Origin of the sequence: Sphingobacterium detergens (genome assembly GCF_003610355.1) — a bacterium.
Taxonomy (GTDB): Bacteria; Bacteroidota; Bacteroidia; order Sphingobacteriales; family Sphingobacteriaceae; genus Sphingobacterium; species Sphingobacterium detergens.
In genome coordinates this window covers 340,837-355,866 of record NZ_RAPY01000003.1, presented here as the reverse complement: position 1 = coordinate 355,866, position 15,030 = coordinate 340,837, and the positions used below count along the sequence as shown (strand labels likewise).

The following is a 15,030-nucleotide window of genomic DNA, read 5'->3' as shown; positions in this document are numbered from 1 at the left end:
TAGCAGCAATTATATTAAATTTAGCTTTTTAATACTAACCGTTATATGGCATCGTCAAGATCATTTGCACTTACAGAAGACTGGGTAGTCGTCGTTTTGGGACTCGCTACCATTTTTTTAGCACTTTCGGGTATTTTTGCACCTGTACCTAATTTTTCCTGGAGTAACTCTTCCGAATTGACCTCCACAATTTTTGATTCGGCCAACCTCAACAAGATTTTCCAGCAGTTTATCTTTGTCTTTGTGACAGGTATTTTGGGGGCATTTTTGCTCGGTAAATCTGTTAAATATCTACTGGTCGTATTTCCTGTAGTGTTTATTTTGACTGTATTCGCGCTCATATTAGCGGGTAATTCGACAGTGAAAGAATATAATCTCGAGGCTGTTATTTTTAGTTTGATTATAGGTTTGGTCATTAGCAATTGTTTTAAGCTGCCTGCTTGGTTTAAAGAAGCCTTGAGTACTGAATTGTATGTCAAGATCGGATTAATCCTATTGGGTACCACCGTTATCTTTGGGGATATCCTTAAGGCGGGCTCTTTAGGGCTTATCCAAGCTTTGGCAGTTGTGTTGTCAGTATGGTATTTCGCTTTTTGGCTCTGTAAAAAATTGAAAATAGACAAGGAGATGTCCCTGATGTTGTCCAGTGCAGTTTCTATTTGTGGTGTTTCAGCGGCTATCGCTACTTCCGGAGCCATTAAAGGTGATAGTAAAAAACTCTCTTATGTGATTTCTTTGGTGTTGATCACTGCAATTCCAATGATGATTTTTATGCCCTATATGGCTGAATGGATGGGCTTGTCGCAAGAAGTGACCGGCGCATGGCTAGGAGGTAGTATCGATACAACAGGAGCTGTTGTTGCTTCAGGGTCCCTTGTTGGAGAGGAAGCTTTAAAGATCAGTACAATTGTCAAATTCTCGCAAAACGTATTGTTGGGACTAGCAGCATTTGCGATCAGTATTTATTGGACCTATGCAAAATCTGTGGATGACGAAACAAAGCGGGATAAACCGACGTTAAAGATTATCTGGGAACGCTTTCCTAAATTTGTGCTTGGGTTTGTATTTGCATCGCTATTATTTTCCTTTGTAATTTCTCCTGAAAAAATAGATGTCGTCAAAGGTAGTCTGAAAAACCTGCAGGGACTCTGGTTTACCTTGGCATTTACTTCGATCGGTCTGGAAACAAATTTCAAAGACCTTTTTGTACAAGATAATAAGAAACCCCTTTATGCATTTTTGATTGCGCAGACCTTTAACGTCGTAGTGACTTTGTTGATCGCATTGGTGCTGTTCCGATAGCTTATAGATAAATATATGGGCCGAATACTTTCGGAGCTAAATAACATTTAAAAAAAAGTCTGCCATCCTTGGCGGACTTTTTTGTTCTACCCTTTTTCATTTTCTGAATCTAGGAATAGCCCAGCCAAATGACCTCCAAGAAAATAGAAGATGTAATTTTTTCTTACTAAAGTGTTTAGGTTATCGGGTAAGACAATGTTGGTCGCACATGAAAAAGCAAAGCTAAACCTAAGGGGAAATCTCATGAATGGGAATAGATCTGAATGGTTTATACAAAAAATATAATGTATAAAATCTCCTTTTTATGATGTAAGTATCTGTTAGTTAGTGTTTAATTGTGTTTTTAGAAAAAATATTTATAAAATCTATCAAATTAGTAGTCTTTTAAAAAATATTTCTATATTTGTACTGTCGTCCTGATTTACAGTGAGTCATGAGGACTGGCAAAAAATGAGCATACTTAATTATGGAAAGAATGAAAAAAGATTACTTTTTGAAAACAAGCTTACAGATTACTTCATTAGAAGTGGTTTTTACTACCCTAAGAAATAGTGAAAAACGAATGTGTTGTTAAAATTTCTCTCTTACACTCTCTTATATTAGAAAAGGGAAGCCGAGGCTTCCCTTTTTAAACAAAGTTTTAACAATGAAACAAGTTCTATTGGCGTTGGCACTTGTTTATTTTCACTATTAAACTGAATAAATTTATGAAAAAAAATGCTATTTTTCGAATTAGCGTCATTTTTAGCTTGCTTTTGGCTGGTTCTTATCAGACTTATGCGCAGGTAGAAAATCCTAAACCCATTATAAATGCTTCATTAACAGGTACTGTGGTTGATGCGGTTACAAAAGAGCCTCTGCAAGGTGTAACTGTTCAAATTGAAGCCGTTACTCACCAGGTGAAGACCGATAGTAAAGGCGTATTTCAATTTGTTACCGGACAAAAACTACCTTTTTCACTTATTGTATCCATTGTAGGGTATCAAACACGACGGATTGTCGTGGACCAATCGCCTACTGTGATCGAACTGACACCCCGATTGGAAGCCTTAGACCAAGTAGTTGTGACTGCCCGTAGACGAAAGGAGCAATTGCAGGATGTACCGATTCCCGTTTCTATTATCCGTGGAGCGGCATTGGAAGATGCTGGGGCCTTTAACGTCAACCGGCTGAAAGAACTTGTCCCGACGGTACAACTGTATTCTTCAAATGCACGTAACACGACATTGAATATCCGTGGACTTGGTTCAACTTACGGCCTTACCAATGACGGTATCGACCCAGGTGTCGGATTCTATCTGGACGGTGTTTACATCGCGAGGCCAGCAGCAACTTGGTTGGATTTTATTGATATTGATCAGATCGAAGTATTACGGGGGCCACAGGGTACACTCTTTGGTAAAAACACCACCGCTGGCGCCTTTAATATTACTTCACGGCTGCCCCAATTTACACCTGAGGCTAATGTTGAAGTTAGTTATGGCAATCAGGGATTTATTCAGGCAAAGACATCCATTTCCGGACCGCTGGCTAAGAATCTAGCTGCTCGGGCTTCCTTTTCGGGTACACAACGGGATGGTAATCTGTTTAACGTCCATACCAATCGAAAAATCAATGATATCAATAACCTCGGATTTAGAGGACAATTGCTGTTTACACCAACTGAGAATATCAAATTGGTACTCTCAGGAGATGTCTCTTCCCAAAAGCCCGATGGATATGGTTGGGCAGTCGCAGGTGTGGTCAAAACCCAACGTGCGGATTACCGACAATTTGATGCTATTATCAAAGATCTAGGTTATGAGTTACCTTATAAAAGTGCATTTGAACGTAAGATTGATCTCGATACACAATCCAAAGCTGATAATAAATTGGGCGGTGTAGCGCTGAATGCGGACATCAAAATTGGAGAAGGAACATTGACGTCTACTTCCGCTTGGCGAAAATGGACTTGGGTGCCACTCAATGACCGGGATTATCTAGGCCTTCCTGTCTATACGGTTTCCGCAGGCAATTCAGTGCATAATCAATGGTCGCAAGAATTTAGGTATTCGGGCAAAATCAGTGAGAAAGTAAGTGGTGTAGTAGGCTTATTTGGCCTTTGGCAGGATCTTGGTACCGATCCTGTGCATACAGAGGAGACGGGATCCGCATTCTGGCGTTTTCAGAAAAGTTCAACGAGCGCCTTATGGGAGACTCCGGGGTTATTTGACAACTTCGGGATTAAGACTGTCTATGGAATCAAAAGCACAAGTTTAGCCGCTTATACACAGATTGATTGGGAGGTGACCTCCAAACTTCATATCTTACCAGGGCTGCGCTATAACTACGACAAAAAGAAAGCAAACTATGATAGACAGACCTATGGTGGGCTACAGACATCCGATCCGGCGCTGTTGGCACTCAAAAATGGGGTCTATACCAACCAAACTTTTGATATAAATGCGGATGCGGATAATTTCTCGGGACAACTTTCTGCGAAATATCGTTTCAATCCGAAGATCAATGCTTATGCTACTTATTCCATCAGCTATAAGCCAATTGGAATCAATGTTGGCGGATTGCCAACAGCAAATGGTGCTGTGCTGCTAGATCTAGCTGAAGTAAAGCCAGAAGCGGTTCGCCACAAAGAGTTGGGTGTGAAAACAAATCCAACACGCAACTCGATCCTTAACTTATCCGTTTACCAGACTGATATCAAAGATTATCAAACCCAGGTACAAACGCCTGAACCCGGAGTAAATCGGGGTTACTTGGCCAATGCTGAGAAAGTACGTGTCAAAGGGGTGGAGCTCGACGGTAATATTAATATTGGTCACTTTCTGCGGCTGAATGGTGCCCTGGCCTATACAGATGCAAAATACGTGAAATTTACAAATGCACCAGTTCCGCTGGAAGAAGTTGGTGGGCCGCAGGCTTTCAAAGATATTTCGGGTGGAGTGCTTCCAGGTGTATCCAAATGGTCTTGGTCTTTGGGTGGAGAAGTTAATCAGAGCGGCAAACTGATCGGTATCAATGGCTCCTACTTCTTGGGAGCAGATCTTTTCCATCGCTCCAAATTTTCTTCAAGCTCATCTCCATCACAGTATTTGAATATAGATGCTTATACTTTGCTGAATGCACGTTTGGGCTTTAGGGGGTCGAATGGCGTTTCAGTTTTTGTATGGAGCAGAAATTTGACAAATAAAGATTACTATGAGCAATTGCTCGCAGCTCCGGGCAGTTATGGCCAATACGCTGGAGTCGTAGCTGATCCGAGAACCTACGGCGTAACGCTCCGGTACAATTGGAAACAGGGAAATTAGGACCGTAATTCATAACATATTTTCATTAGCTGTCTCTGATTTATTTAGAGACGGTTTTTTTGTGTCCGAAAAGAGAGATTGTGTTGATAGAAATTTTATCGATGATAATTTGCAAGCTCTACTTGCTTTATTTATGGAAAACCGTATCTTAATTCATCATTAAGGTGAAAGATTTGCGCATGAACGAAAAAGAGCTATTACAACATTATAAAACAACAGGAGACCTGTCTGCGCTGGGGAAATTATATTCGCCTTATATGTCCTTGCTTTATGGTGTGTGCTTCAAGTATTTGCAAGATCCCGATCGTAGCCAGGATGCCGTTATGCAGATCTTTGAAGAACTGATTCCGAAACTGCGTCATTACGAGGTTGATAATTTTAAAAGCTGGTTGCACGTATATAGTAAGAACTATTGTTTAATGCAATTACGCAAAGATAAACGGACGACACAGGTGGATATTGAAGATAATTTGTTTGAAAGCGAACAAAAACTCAATACCAGTGAAGAGGCAAAATGGGAAGAGCGGGATTTTGAAAAATTAGAAGGTTGTATGCAGGCTTTAAATGAAGAGCAAAAAGAATGTGTACGTTTGTTTTATTTGGAACAAAAGTGCTATAAAGATATCGCAGATTTAACAGGGTATGATTTGAATAAAGTCAAGAGTGCCATCCAGAATGGAAAACGCAATCTGAAAATCTGTATGGAAAGGAAAGAAAATGGAAAATAATTATCAATTATCGCGAATTCATAATTACATCCATGGCCTAATGAGCAGGGAGGAAATGTTTCAACTGGAAAAAGAAGCATTGGAAGATCCCTTTTTACAGGATGCCATAGATGGATATCGATTGCAGAATGGCGTTGATGCAAAGCAATTAAGTTTGCTGCAGCAGCGACTTAGCCGTCGGATTGAAAATACCATAGCGACAAGACATGCACAATATTTTACTTGGCAACGTTTAGCCATTGGCGCAGCGGCTGGGGTTTTGTTTGTCGTTTTATTAGCGCTTCTATATTTTAAACATTTCAATGGTAAGGCCGAGCGGACGACAGATGTCACGCTGAGTGAACCAGAGAACCTTGTGGCGATCGAGCCTCTGTTGGATGGTGGTGATGCTGCTCCGGTCGGTGGATGGAAAGCCTTTGAACAATATTTAAACAATCAGGTGAGGGATGGTGGAAAAGGAGGGGAGATTATTGTTAATTTCACAATCGGAAAGGATGGATTGCCTGACCAGATCCACGCGGAAGGAACACCCGAGCAAGCGCTTGTCGACGAAGCTATACGGCTTCTTCAGTCGGGGGGGAAATGGCAGGGAACGAAAGGCCGCTTGAAAATCACTTTTCCGCTGAAAGAGATGAAGAATTCTGCCCAGTCGAATATCATCAAACCACCACATTGTTTTGGGATAGAAAAGAAATAACTAGTAAGGGCCCGAATTATTCGAGCCCTTGTTAGTTTTATCGTATGTTGCAGTACCTTATTCTTCCCAGCGAATTTTTTCTTCGATAGGTGTGCGTACAGGCTCGCGCGCATCTGATTCATGATGTCCTAGGTAAAATAGGCCGATACATTTTTGGTTCTCTTCTAGATTAAGGAAACCGCCCAAATGATTGATTAAACCCGGTGTTGCCCAGTAACCACCAATATTCAACGAATGTGCAGCGAGCCACATATTTTCTACAGCAGCAGCAGTACAGGCTAATTCTTCCCATTCAGGAACTTCACCCGTATAATTGACGATAAGTGCAATGGCAACATTTGATTGTGTTGCTTTCTTGCCCATAGTGATCTCTGTCGCTTCCGTATATTTCTCTGCCGGTGTAACCGATTTATAGATACGCGATAATTCAGTACCCAAGCGTTGAAGTCCTTCTTTACGGAAGATCACAAAACGCCAAGGCTGTGTCCGTTTATGTGTTGGAGCAGCATTAGCTGCTTCTAAGATGCTAAGGATATCCTCTTTGCTTACTTCTTCTTCGGTAAAAGAAGCTTGAAATACCGATCTTCTGTAGTGTATTGCTTTTAAAACGTCGTTTTTCATTAAAAATATGTTGATTTTAGAATGTACTTATGCTTTTTCTTCCCATAAAGATACAACATGCAAAATTGTTTTGACCGCTTTTTCCATATCTTGTGCTGACACCCATTCCTGCTTTCCATGAAATGCATGTCCACCCGCAAAAATATTAGGACATGGAAGCCCCATAAATGATAGGCGTGATCCATCGGTACCACCACGGATACTTCTTCTTTCTGCGACCATACCTGCTCTTGTAATAGCTTCCATTCCAATTTCCATAATTTCTGGATACTGATCAAGGACCTCTTTCATGTTGCGGTATTGCTCTTTTACAGTGAATGTATAGGTACAATTTGGATAGCGCTCAACAACAGATTTTGCTATTGCTTCCAGTTCATCTTCGTGTTTTTTTAGATTAGCTGTTGCATGATCACGGATGATAAATTGAATCTCAGCTTTTTCAACCGACCCACTGATATTCACGGGGTGCACAAAACCGTCTTTTTTATTAGTGCTTTCTGGGGAAAGTCTGTCTTTCGGTAATGCATCAATGACGGCACTTGCGATTTTAATTGCACTTTGCATTTTTCCTTTTGCAAAACCAGGGTGTACAGAGACGCCATGGATTGTTAAAGTTGCTCCATCTGCCGAGAATGTCTCATCCTCGATTGTGCCGGCTTTTTCACCATCCATGGTGTAGGCAAAGTCTGCTGCCAGACGCTTTAAGTCTGCTTTATCAACCCCTCGACCGATTTCTTCGTCTGGTGTGAATAAAATCTTAATATCCCCATGTTTAATCTCTGGGTGCTTCATCAATAGGCGTGCAGCATCCATTATTTCAGCGATACCAGCCTTATCGTCTGCTCCTAAGAGTGTTGTTCCGCTGGCCGTGATTACATCGTTGCCGATTTGATTGGCTAAATCGGGATGTTCTGCATATTTGATCACAATGCTATTATCATCCGGAAGTACCAAATCTTGTCCTTGGTAATTACGGTGTACCAATGGCTTTACATCTTTGCCCGAAGAATCCGGAGAAGTGTCCATATGCGAGCAGAAACAGATAACTGGAACATTCTTGGACGTATTGGAAGGGATGGTCGCATAGATGTAACCATTTTCATCCATAGCGGCATCCGAAATACCCAATGATAAGAGTTCTTCTACCAATAATTTACCCAGATTTTTCTGTTTTTCGGTAGACGGACATGTCGGTGAATTTACATCAGATTGTGTGTCAATCTGTACGTAGCGTTGAAATCTTTCCGAAACTGAAAAGTCACTTATGTTATTAATCTCAAATGTACTCATTTTAATAGCCTTAATGTGATAAGGGTGACCAAATTTACAAATTCTAACGGGCTTCGGCCAAAAACAAACAAGACTTGTCAATAAACTGACAAGTCTTGTTTACTAGAGGTAATATTTCGCTAACCTCTTTTATCTTTTTTTGGGGCTAACCCTAGGTTTAGCTTATTTTTTGTCGTCGGCGTAGCCAAATACTTTCTGCAAGATATTTGTATTTCTGCTTCCGCCGATATTGTTTCTGATTTTCGATTCCTGATCAGCTACTTTGATAAACAAGCCATCTATGGCCTTTTGCGTAACATAGGCAGTCAGATTTGTTTCCACCTTATTGCCTAGTGGCAGGTTATTATAGGCGCTGGTCAGCTGTGTCCAATATTGGTCAACATTATTTACACCCATAGCAGATTGAATGACCGGACTAAACTTGTTCGTTAATTCGGCTGATGTATTTGTTTTGAAAAATGTTGTTGCGGCATCTTGCTTGCTACCCAACAGAATATTGGTCGCATCAGTGATGGTCATTTTAGACAATGCATTTACGAATACCGGAGCGGCTTCTTTTACTGCACCCTCAGCGGCTCTGTTCATGCTTTGAATAAATTGATCACAAAGCTTGCCCATGCCGACTGCACGAAGTGTTTTTTCTACTTTTTGGGCCTCCGCAGGCATTAAAATCTTTACCGCTGCATCACCTAAGAAGCCATCTTTCTTTGCTAAAGACTCAATACTCAGGTTAAGACCATTGCTTAGAGCTTGTTTGATGCCCAATGAAGCATCTTTATTTGATAATGAAGTCAAGGGGTTCGACGACTTGTTCGAACCAGTTGTTGAAGAGCTCGCAGTTGACGAATTCGTCTTTTTGGTGCTGTCAGTTTGACTCTGATTTGCTTTATTCAACGCATCGTTGATCTTTTTAAAGATTTGCGCTTCACTGTTGTTGGAGAACAAAAGCCCCGAAACAAATAGGGTACAATATAGTAATGGAAATTTCATCATGATATGTTTTGCTGTCAAAATTAAGGATATCGACCGTTAATTTTTGTAAAAGTTTAAATTGTCGGCTATTCTTTCCATTAGATTGTCCGTATCCGTAGCAGATAAGCCACAACCTTAATGTAGCGAAAGTTGCGCATTGTCACAGCAGTCTTTGTCGGAAGGGAAAAGGTCTAACAATAAAACGCCCCAAAAAGGGGCGGTTTATCTGTTATATAATAAAATTGCTTTTTTTATCTTATACGAGCTATTTCCACGAAAGTGTTGTTACAACAGGGAAGTGGTCAGAAGGAAACTTACTCAGGTAAGTGTCTGTCAAAATACCATATTTCTTCACCTGAAAAGGTTTGGTGATAAAGATATGGTCGATACGGCCAGAAGCTCTTAGGCTTTTTCCCCAACCATTGAAAGAAGAGTTGGGTTCATATTTAAGCGGAGATACTTCATGTACATCTGTGACTACATTGCTTTTGGCAAGTGTAAAATAGGCTTCATCTTTTTCGTCTACATTGAAATCACCCGTTAAGATCAGCGGAAGATCCTTCGCAAATTCTTTTGCTTTGGCCAGGATCAATTTTGCACTTTCCGTGCGGGCTGTACGTCCGATATGGTCAAAATGGGTATTCATAAAGATAAAACGCTTTTTATTGGCTTTGTCTTCAAAAATTCCCCAGGTACAGATACGTGGTAAGGCCGCGTCCCAACCTTTGTTCGGATGTTCGGTATCTGTTGCAGAAAGCCAAAATGTGCCGCTTTTTATGGCTTTGAACCGATTGGTGTTGTAATAAATTGCCGAGTGCTCACCTTCCTGTGCACCGTCATCACGTCCCACACCGACATAATCGAATCCCGGAAGTAGCGTTTTTAGATCCTGAACCTGATCATGAAAAGCTTCCTGAACACCGAATATATCAAAACCATGATATTTAATCAGGTTGGTCAAAGGCACTTTGCGGTCAACCCACATATTACCGGTGTCTACCGTATTTCTTTGTCTAATATTGTATGTAGCTGCAATAAAGTCTTGTGCATAGGAGATATACGATAAGCATAATGCTGCTGCAAGAATAAAGTATTTTTTCATCTGTATTAATTTGTTCTTCAGTTGTAGTATTTTGTTGATCTTCAGTTTGTTTTGTTGATGTTGATTTCGGGGATAACCTTTATTTTTTCAATACCTGAAGCAACAATTCTGGTTCATCTGTTGTGATGAAGTCGATCTTTTGTCCAATTAGATTGCTCATTTCTTCTTCCGTATTGACTGTCCAGGCATTCACTTTCATACCCAATTGATGGGCTTCCTGCAGCCAGTTTGCATTCTTTTTGAAGACCGAAAAATGGTAGTCTAGGCCATTAATTCCTGCGGCATTCACATCAGCAGGCGATTTATCCCCATTTAGGTATTGGATATTCGCTTTTGGAGCAAGCTCATGAATCTTTTGACAAGCCTCAAAACTGAATGCAATATAATCTGTTATTTTCTCTGCTTTCAGATTTTTTACCATTTCAACAGACTTTGTTGCTGCCTCTAGCGTCCGTTCTACACCCAATTTGCTGGTTTTTAACTCCAGGATCAGACGTAAGCCCTTTAACTTTTTCCCTGCTTTGATATACTCTTCCAATGTTGGGATAGATTCCCCATTCGGATGTTTTTTTGCTAAGAGTTCTGTGTATGTTGCTGTTGCGATATCAATCCCATAGAAATCATTGTCGTGGTTGACGACAAGAATGTTGTCTTTGGTGAGGTGTACATCAAACTCAGATCCAAAGAGTTTAAGGTCATGTGCGGCTTTTAAAGAGGCAATGGAATTTTGAGGGAGGTGACTGTTTTTCCATACGCCACGATGTGCAATTGCTTTGGTCTGTGCAAATAGTGTTGCCGATGAAATGACCATAGCCAACGTCAGACAGCTAAAAATGTGTTTTTTCATATGTGTTAGTTTGAAAGCTGATTTTTACAGCATAAAAAAAGTGGTACTTTTTATCCTGATTCACAAGATCTAAAGTACCACTTTTATATGTAGTTATTGTTAACTGTAATTTATTTTTTACCATTCCATTCTGCCATGAACTCATCCAAGAATCCAAGCATATATTGGTGACGGTGTGCCGCAATTCTTTTTGCGGCCTGTGTATTCATTTTATCTTTCAACAAAAGCAGCTTCTCATAGAAGTGATTGATTGTCGGAGCTTCAGAATGTTTGTAAGCTTCTTTGTCTTTATACTCCTGTACCGGAATGTTGGGGTTGTACATTTCCCGGCCTTTATTCCCCCCGAAACTAAATGCACGCGCAATACCTATTGCACCGATGGCGTCCAAACGATCGGCATCCTGTACAATTTCCATCTCTTTGGAATGAAAAGAAACTTCACCCAAACTTGCTTTGAAAGACATGTTAAAGATGATTTTTTTGACATGGTCAATGATTTCAGGAGAAATTTCTAGACTTGCCAAAAACTCTCCAGCAACGCGAGGGCCAATTGTTTCGTCACCGTCATGGAATTTGCTGTCCGCAATGTCATGCAGGAGCGCTGCTAATTCGCAGACCATGACATCAGCTTCTTCATCTTCTAAAATTAACTTCGTATTGTTCCATACGCGTTGAATATGCGACCAATCATGGCCTGCTTCTGCAAATTTCAAACGATCTTGCACAAATGCGACTGTGCGTTCAATAATGTTATTCATACAATACTTTTGTTTTTTCGCGAGTACCCTCGTATAATTCGTATTCTAATAATCTACAATCTAATTTACCGTTATAAAATTCTATACGTCTGGACGCACGGAGTCCAATTTTCTTTGCGAGATCCGGATTACCGGTAAATATATAGCCTCTATAACCTTTGCACTCCTGTTTCATAAAATCACCCATACGTTTGTAGGTAATCTCCAACTTGGTATGCGTACCTAAACGTTCACCATATTCTGGATTGAATAAGATGACACCTCCTTCTTTAGGAACGTGCGTTTCCGCAAAATCGCATACTTCAAATGAAATTAATTGTTCTACCCCTGCGGTGCGGGCGTTCATCTTGGAAACGTTGATCGCTTCTTCGGAGATATCCGTAGCAATAATTTGAGGAGCTGCTTTTTTATTAATCTGATCTTTTAACAGCCGGCGTTCCTGAAAGAAAACTGTTTCATCATAACCGATGAAATGCATGAATGAATAATTCATACGCAGTAGTCCCGGTTTTCTATTGGTTGCAATCAATGCCGCTTCGATGGCCAATGTTCCCGATCCGCACATCGGATTGACAAAAGCGGATTCGCCATCCCATTTTGAAGCAATAATTGTTGAGGCTGCTAAGGCTTCCAGCATGGGTGCCTTGCCCGGAATCTTACGGTAACCATGCTTGGCCAGCGTTTCTCCAGAGGTATCAATGAAAATTTCAGCACGGTCATCCTTCCAGTAGAGGTGAACGACAGCTTTGTTGTTTTCCGGACCAGAATTCGGACGCATACCTTTTTTATCTTTAATACGATCTACAATCGCATCTTTCACTTTGACATTCGCAAATAAAGGCGTACTAATTGTTTCATTGTCCACATTGGAACTCACAGAGAAATAACCATCGAATTGAATAAGCTCTTCCCAAGCAATCGTGCTCAGCTCTTCGTAGAGCTCAGTAGGATTGTTCGCTGAAAATTCCTTTAACGAATATAGAATCTGCGAGGCAGTACGCAAGTTCAGATTGAGCTTGATCGTATCATTTACGCTGACTTTCAATTCGACTCCAGTAGGAAATGCTCTGACGATGTCAAAACCTAACTCTTTAACTTCCTGTTGCAAATACGGCGATAAGCGTTTATTGCACGTAATGATAACTTTATTGGGGGTGTTGAAAACTTCCATCATATTTTGTACAAAGTTAATTAAACTCTTCCTCAAAAATTGCTTAATTTTACGCTTTAATATTTATTTTTTTGATTATGGAAATTAGAGGAAAAGTACACGAGATAGGAGCGACACAACAAGTGACAGAATCATTCAAAAAACGTGATATGATTGTAGCTTATGCCGAAAACCCACAATTTGTTGAATATATCCGTTTTGAATCAACACAAGACAGAACTTCAATTTTTGATAACCTAGCTATTGGCGAAGAGGTAGAGGTATCTTTTAATCTTCGTGGTCGTCCTTGGACAAATAAAGATGGCGTAACGACATATTTCAATTCATTGGTTGCATGGCGTGTAACAAAACTTGGAAATGCTGCTCCAGCACCATCTACTCCAGGTTATGCGGATATGCCTGCTCCTGTAGATTTGTCTGGTTCATCAGATGATGATGATTTACCATTCTAGTCTGAAATAAGACATTCAAATCCTGTCAGCATTGCCGATACATGCATTGTATGTATCGTATTTTGCCTTGCAGTATATCATATAGATTGGACTGCCCAGTTTGGACAGTCCTTTTTATTTTGTACACATTCCACCTTGGTTCCTAACCCTTATTCGAAACTCAGCTGCTTCGCTGTACGCTTTTGTTACCACTCGTTATTTTATGGCGTGCAATTTTTTGAATCACATAAATTATTTTCTTGGCGCCGAAATTGCTTGATATGGGGTATATTTAAATCAAAACAGCACATTATGAAATCATCAGTATTATTTATTTGCCTGGCAGCACTTTCTTTAAGTGCATGTAATCAAACAAAAAAGGAAAATCAACAAGTGGTAGCAGCAGATTCGTCCGATCATACAACGATGACAGCAGATACCGTCCATACATCTCAAAATTCGTTGGACTGGCCCGGTAAATATGAAGCAACCATTCCCTGTGCGGATTGTGAAGGTATCAAAACAAATATTACCTTAAAAAATGACAATACTTTTTCTATTGTAAGTGAATATATCAATAAGAACACCAAAGTTGAAGATTCAGGTAAAGTCATGTGGCATGACAATGGTTCCGTCGTGCATCTGACGGGCAAAGAAACCAATATGAAATTAAAGGTCGGTGAAAATAGACTGATCGGGCTGGATCAGGAAGGTAAAGAGATCGGTGGACCTAATGCGGATCGCTATATTTACAATAAGGTCGAAGGTGAAAAATAATAGCTGGATCAAATCGAATTAACCACTCACATATTTCCCAAATGGGATCTTTCGCAGGCAATACGTCAGCAAAGCACTGGCGAGTAAAGTGAGAATCGCTGCTGTCGGTATTTTCCACAGTGTCGTTAATGGTAGCAGTGGATGAATATAGTTCAAAAACAAGATATGGCTTAAATAGATGCCAAAACTATGGATGTCGATGAATTCCCAGAATGCACTCAACCGTTCTGGGAGTTTTAGACATTGAATAAATACAAACAATAAGCCGGCACTTAATGCAATATTGGGTGAAAGATAATTATACAATGTAGGGTCAAATTCGCCTTTTTCCACACTGAGATAATAAGTTCCCCAACCCGTAATCAGACAACAACCTATAAAGAAGGGGAGGCTAGACCATCTTAACTGGGGGAGTGGATGATTGTAGAGATAGTAACCCAAGACGAGATAACCCATGTAGCCCGTAAAGAAAGTTAGGTCAAAGTTCGGAAGATATGCATTAAACCATTTGTTGCTGAAAAACAGTGAAGCAAACCATAGGCATAAGAAAATCTCAATTTCTCTTTTTGAACAGTTCCGGATCATTTTTCGCAAAAAAGGGATTGCTAGATAGAGTCCGATAAGCATGTAGAGGTACCATAAGTGTGCGTTGCTTCCTGACTTTAAGCGAATTAACACAATGTTAATAACTTGTGGAAAACCAACATACTCAAAATCAATATAACGGATAAAATAATAGATCAGGTAAACAATGGTCCAGAAGACAAATGGCGGAATAATTTTAAACAGCCGTTTTTTGTAGAATGTGCCTGTATCTTCATCTCTTTGCAAAAGCAATGCACCGGAGATGATGACAAAAAGGGGGACTGCAAAGCGAGAAAAGCTGTTGATCCAATTGGCATAATCCCAATCAAAAGAATCAAAGTCGTTACTATTTAAATAGCCCGAAGAAGAGTGGATTAGAATAATCAAAAAGATTGCTATAATACGCAATACACTGATATAACTACTTCGGGCCATTAGGATCGT

At 40.2% G+C, this 15,030-nt stretch carries 14 protein-coding genes; 6 read left to right on the top strand and 8 right to left on the bottom strand.

All coding sequences use genetic code 11. The features are described from left to right. Nucleotides 1–45: 45 nt before the first annotated feature. The 4 genes from DFQ12_RS17125 (at nucleotide 46) to DFQ12_RS17110 (ending at nucleotide 6,032) form a co-directional block, all read left to right on the top strand. Nucleotides 46–1,302, top strand: coding sequence for a YeiH family protein (locus DFQ12_RS17125; protein WP_120260273.1), 1,257 nt, complete (start codon nucleotides 46–48; stop codon nucleotides 1,300–1,302). Nucleotides 1,303–2,009: 707 nt separating this feature from the next. Continuing rightward, entirely contained in the window at nucleotides 2,010–4,607 is a 2,598-nt protein-coding gene (locus DFQ12_RS17120) for a TonB-dependent receptor (RefSeq protein ID WP_120260272.1), read from the top strand. Nucleotides 4,608–4,786: 179 nt separating this feature from the next. After that, nucleotides 4,787–5,335 carry an RNA polymerase sigma factor gene (locus DFQ12_RS17115; protein WP_120260271.1) on the top strand — a complete coding sequence of 183 codons (549 nt, stop codon included), beginning with the start codon at nucleotides 4,787–4,789 and terminating at the stop codon, nucleotides 5,333–5,335. After that, on the top strand, nucleotides 5,325–6,032 hold the full coding sequence (locus tag DFQ12_RS17110) for an energy transducer TonB (protein WP_147420437.1): 708 nt from the start codon (nucleotides 5,325–5,327) through the stop codon (nucleotides 6,030–6,032). Before DFQ12_RS17115 ends, DFQ12_RS17110 begins: the two co-directional genes overlap by 11 nt. Before the next feature lie 57 nt (nucleotides 6,033–6,089). On the opposite strand, the gene DFQ12_RS17105 is transcribed toward DFQ12_RS17110, so the two are convergent. From DFQ12_RS17105 to DFQ12_RS17075, 7 genes are all read right to left on the bottom strand, one after another. Beyond that, a complete protein-coding gene (locus DFQ12_RS17105; RefSeq protein ID WP_120260269.1) occupies nucleotides 6,090–6,653 on the bottom strand; it encodes a nitroreductase family protein in 564 nt (187 codons plus the stop codon). A 27-nt stretch (nucleotides 6,654–6,680) separates the two neighbouring features. Further along, nucleotides 6,681–7,943 (bottom strand): peptidase T, encoded by a 1,263-nt coding sequence (gene pepT, locus DFQ12_RS17100; RefSeq protein WP_120260268.1) that lies wholly within the window; start codon nucleotides 7,941–7,943, stop codon nucleotides 6,681–6,683. A 162-nt stretch (nucleotides 7,944–8,105) separates the two neighbouring features. Next, nucleotides 8,106–8,936 (bottom strand): DUF4197 domain-containing protein, encoded by an 831-nt coding sequence (locus tag DFQ12_RS17095; protein WP_120260267.1) that lies wholly within the window; start codon nucleotides 8,934–8,936, stop codon nucleotides 8,106–8,108. A 244-nt stretch (nucleotides 8,937–9,180) separates the two neighbouring features. After that, on the bottom strand, nucleotides 9,181–10,017 hold the full coding sequence (locus tag DFQ12_RS17090; RefSeq protein ID WP_120260266.1) for an endonuclease/exonuclease/phosphatase family protein: 837 nt from the start codon (nucleotides 10,015–10,017) through the stop codon (nucleotides 9,181–9,183). Nucleotides 10,018–10,096: 79 nt separating this feature from the next. Then, complete coding sequence (locus DFQ12_RS17085) at nucleotides 10,097–10,864, bottom strand: glycerophosphodiester phosphodiesterase (protein ID WP_244211772.1); 768 nt, start codon at nucleotides 10,862–10,864, stop codon at nucleotides 10,097–10,099. 110 nt (nucleotides 10,865–10,974) lie between these two features. Further along, a complete protein-coding gene (locus DFQ12_RS17080) occupies nucleotides 10,975–11,622 on the bottom strand; it encodes an HD domain-containing protein (protein WP_120260265.1) in 648 nt (215 codons plus the stop codon). Beyond that, nucleotides 11,615–12,793 carry a THUMP domain-containing class I SAM-dependent RNA methyltransferase gene (locus DFQ12_RS17075; protein WP_120260544.1) on the bottom strand — a complete coding sequence of 393 codons (1,179 nt, stop codon included), beginning with the start codon at nucleotides 12,791–12,793 and terminating at the stop codon, nucleotides 11,615–11,617. The genes DFQ12_RS17080 and DFQ12_RS17075 overlap by 8 nt, the downstream gene beginning before the upstream one ends. 77 nt (nucleotides 12,794–12,870) lie before the next feature. Between DFQ12_RS17075 and DFQ12_RS17070 the strand changes: the two genes are divergently transcribed. Both DFQ12_RS17070 and DFQ12_RS17065 read left to right on the top strand, forming a co-directional pair. Continuing rightward, nucleotides 12,871–13,245, top strand: a complete 375-nt coding sequence (locus DFQ12_RS17070) for a DUF3127 domain-containing protein (RefSeq protein ID WP_120260264.1) — start codon at nucleotides 12,871–12,873, stop codon at nucleotides 13,243–13,245. Nucleotides 13,246–13,536: 291 nt separating this feature from the next. Beyond that, nucleotides 13,537–14,001 (top strand): copper resistance protein NlpE, encoded by a 465-nt coding sequence (locus tag DFQ12_RS17065; protein WP_120260263.1) that lies wholly within the window; start codon nucleotides 13,537–13,539, stop codon nucleotides 13,999–14,001. 18 nt (nucleotides 14,002–14,019) lie between these two features. On the opposite strand, the gene DFQ12_RS17060 is transcribed toward DFQ12_RS17065, so the two are convergent. Then, nucleotides 14,020–15,021 carry an acyltransferase gene (locus DFQ12_RS17060; RefSeq protein ID WP_120260262.1) on the bottom strand — a complete coding sequence of 334 codons (1,002 nt, stop codon included), beginning with the start codon at nucleotides 15,019–15,021 and terminating at the stop codon, nucleotides 14,020–14,022. Between the last annotated feature and the right edge of the window lie 9 nt (nucleotides 15,022–15,030).

Coding starts and splice junctions, on each gene's coding strand:
- DFQ12_RS17125 (WP_120260273.1), top strand. CDS start 46: ATGGCATCGTCAAGATCATTTGCACTTACAGAAGACTGGGTAGTCGTC.
- DFQ12_RS17080 (WP_120260265.1), bottom strand. CDS start 11,622: ATGAATAACATTATTGAACGCACAGTCGCATTTGTGCAAGATCGTTTG.
- DFQ12_RS17060 (WP_120260262.1), bottom strand. CDS start 15,021: ATGGCCCGAAGTAGTTATATCAGTGTATTGCGTATTATAGCAATCTTT.
- DFQ12_RS17090 (WP_120260266.1), bottom strand. CDS start 10,017: ATGAAAAAATACTTTATTCTTGCAGCAGCATTATGCTTATCGTATATC.
- DFQ12_RS17075 (WP_120260544.1), bottom strand. CDS start 12,793: ATGGAAGTTTTCAACACCCCCAATAAAGTTATCATTACGTGCAATAAA.
- DFQ12_RS17070 (WP_120260264.1), top strand. CDS start 12,871: ATGGAAATTAGAGGAAAAGTACACGAGATAGGAGCGACACAACAAGTG.
- DFQ12_RS17105 (WP_120260269.1), bottom strand. CDS start 6,653: ATGAAAAACGACGTTTTAAAAGCAATACACTACAGAAGATCGGTATTT.
- DFQ12_RS17120 (WP_120260272.1), top strand. CDS start 2,010: ATGAAAAAAAATGCTATTTTTCGAATTAGCGTCATTTTTAGCTTGCTT.
- DFQ12_RS17065 (WP_120260263.1), top strand. CDS start 13,537: ATGAAATCATCAGTATTATTTATTTGCCTGGCAGCACTTTCTTTAAGT.
- pepT (WP_120260268.1), bottom strand. CDS start 7,943: ATGAGTACATTTGAGATTAATAACATAAGTGACTTTTCAGTTTCGGAA.
- DFQ12_RS17095 (WP_120260267.1), bottom strand. CDS start 8,936: ATGATGAAATTTCCATTACTATATTGTACCCTATTTGTTTCGGGGCTT.
- DFQ12_RS17110 (WP_147420437.1), top strand. CDS start 5,325: ATGGAAAATAATTATCAATTATCGCGAATTCATAATTACATCCATGGC.
- DFQ12_RS17115 (WP_120260271.1), top strand. CDS start 4,787: ATGAACGAAAAAGAGCTATTACAACATTATAAAACAACAGGAGACCTG.
- DFQ12_RS17085 (WP_244211772.1), bottom strand. CDS start 10,864: ATGAAAAAACACATTTTTAGCTGTCTGACGTTGGCTATGGTCATTTCA.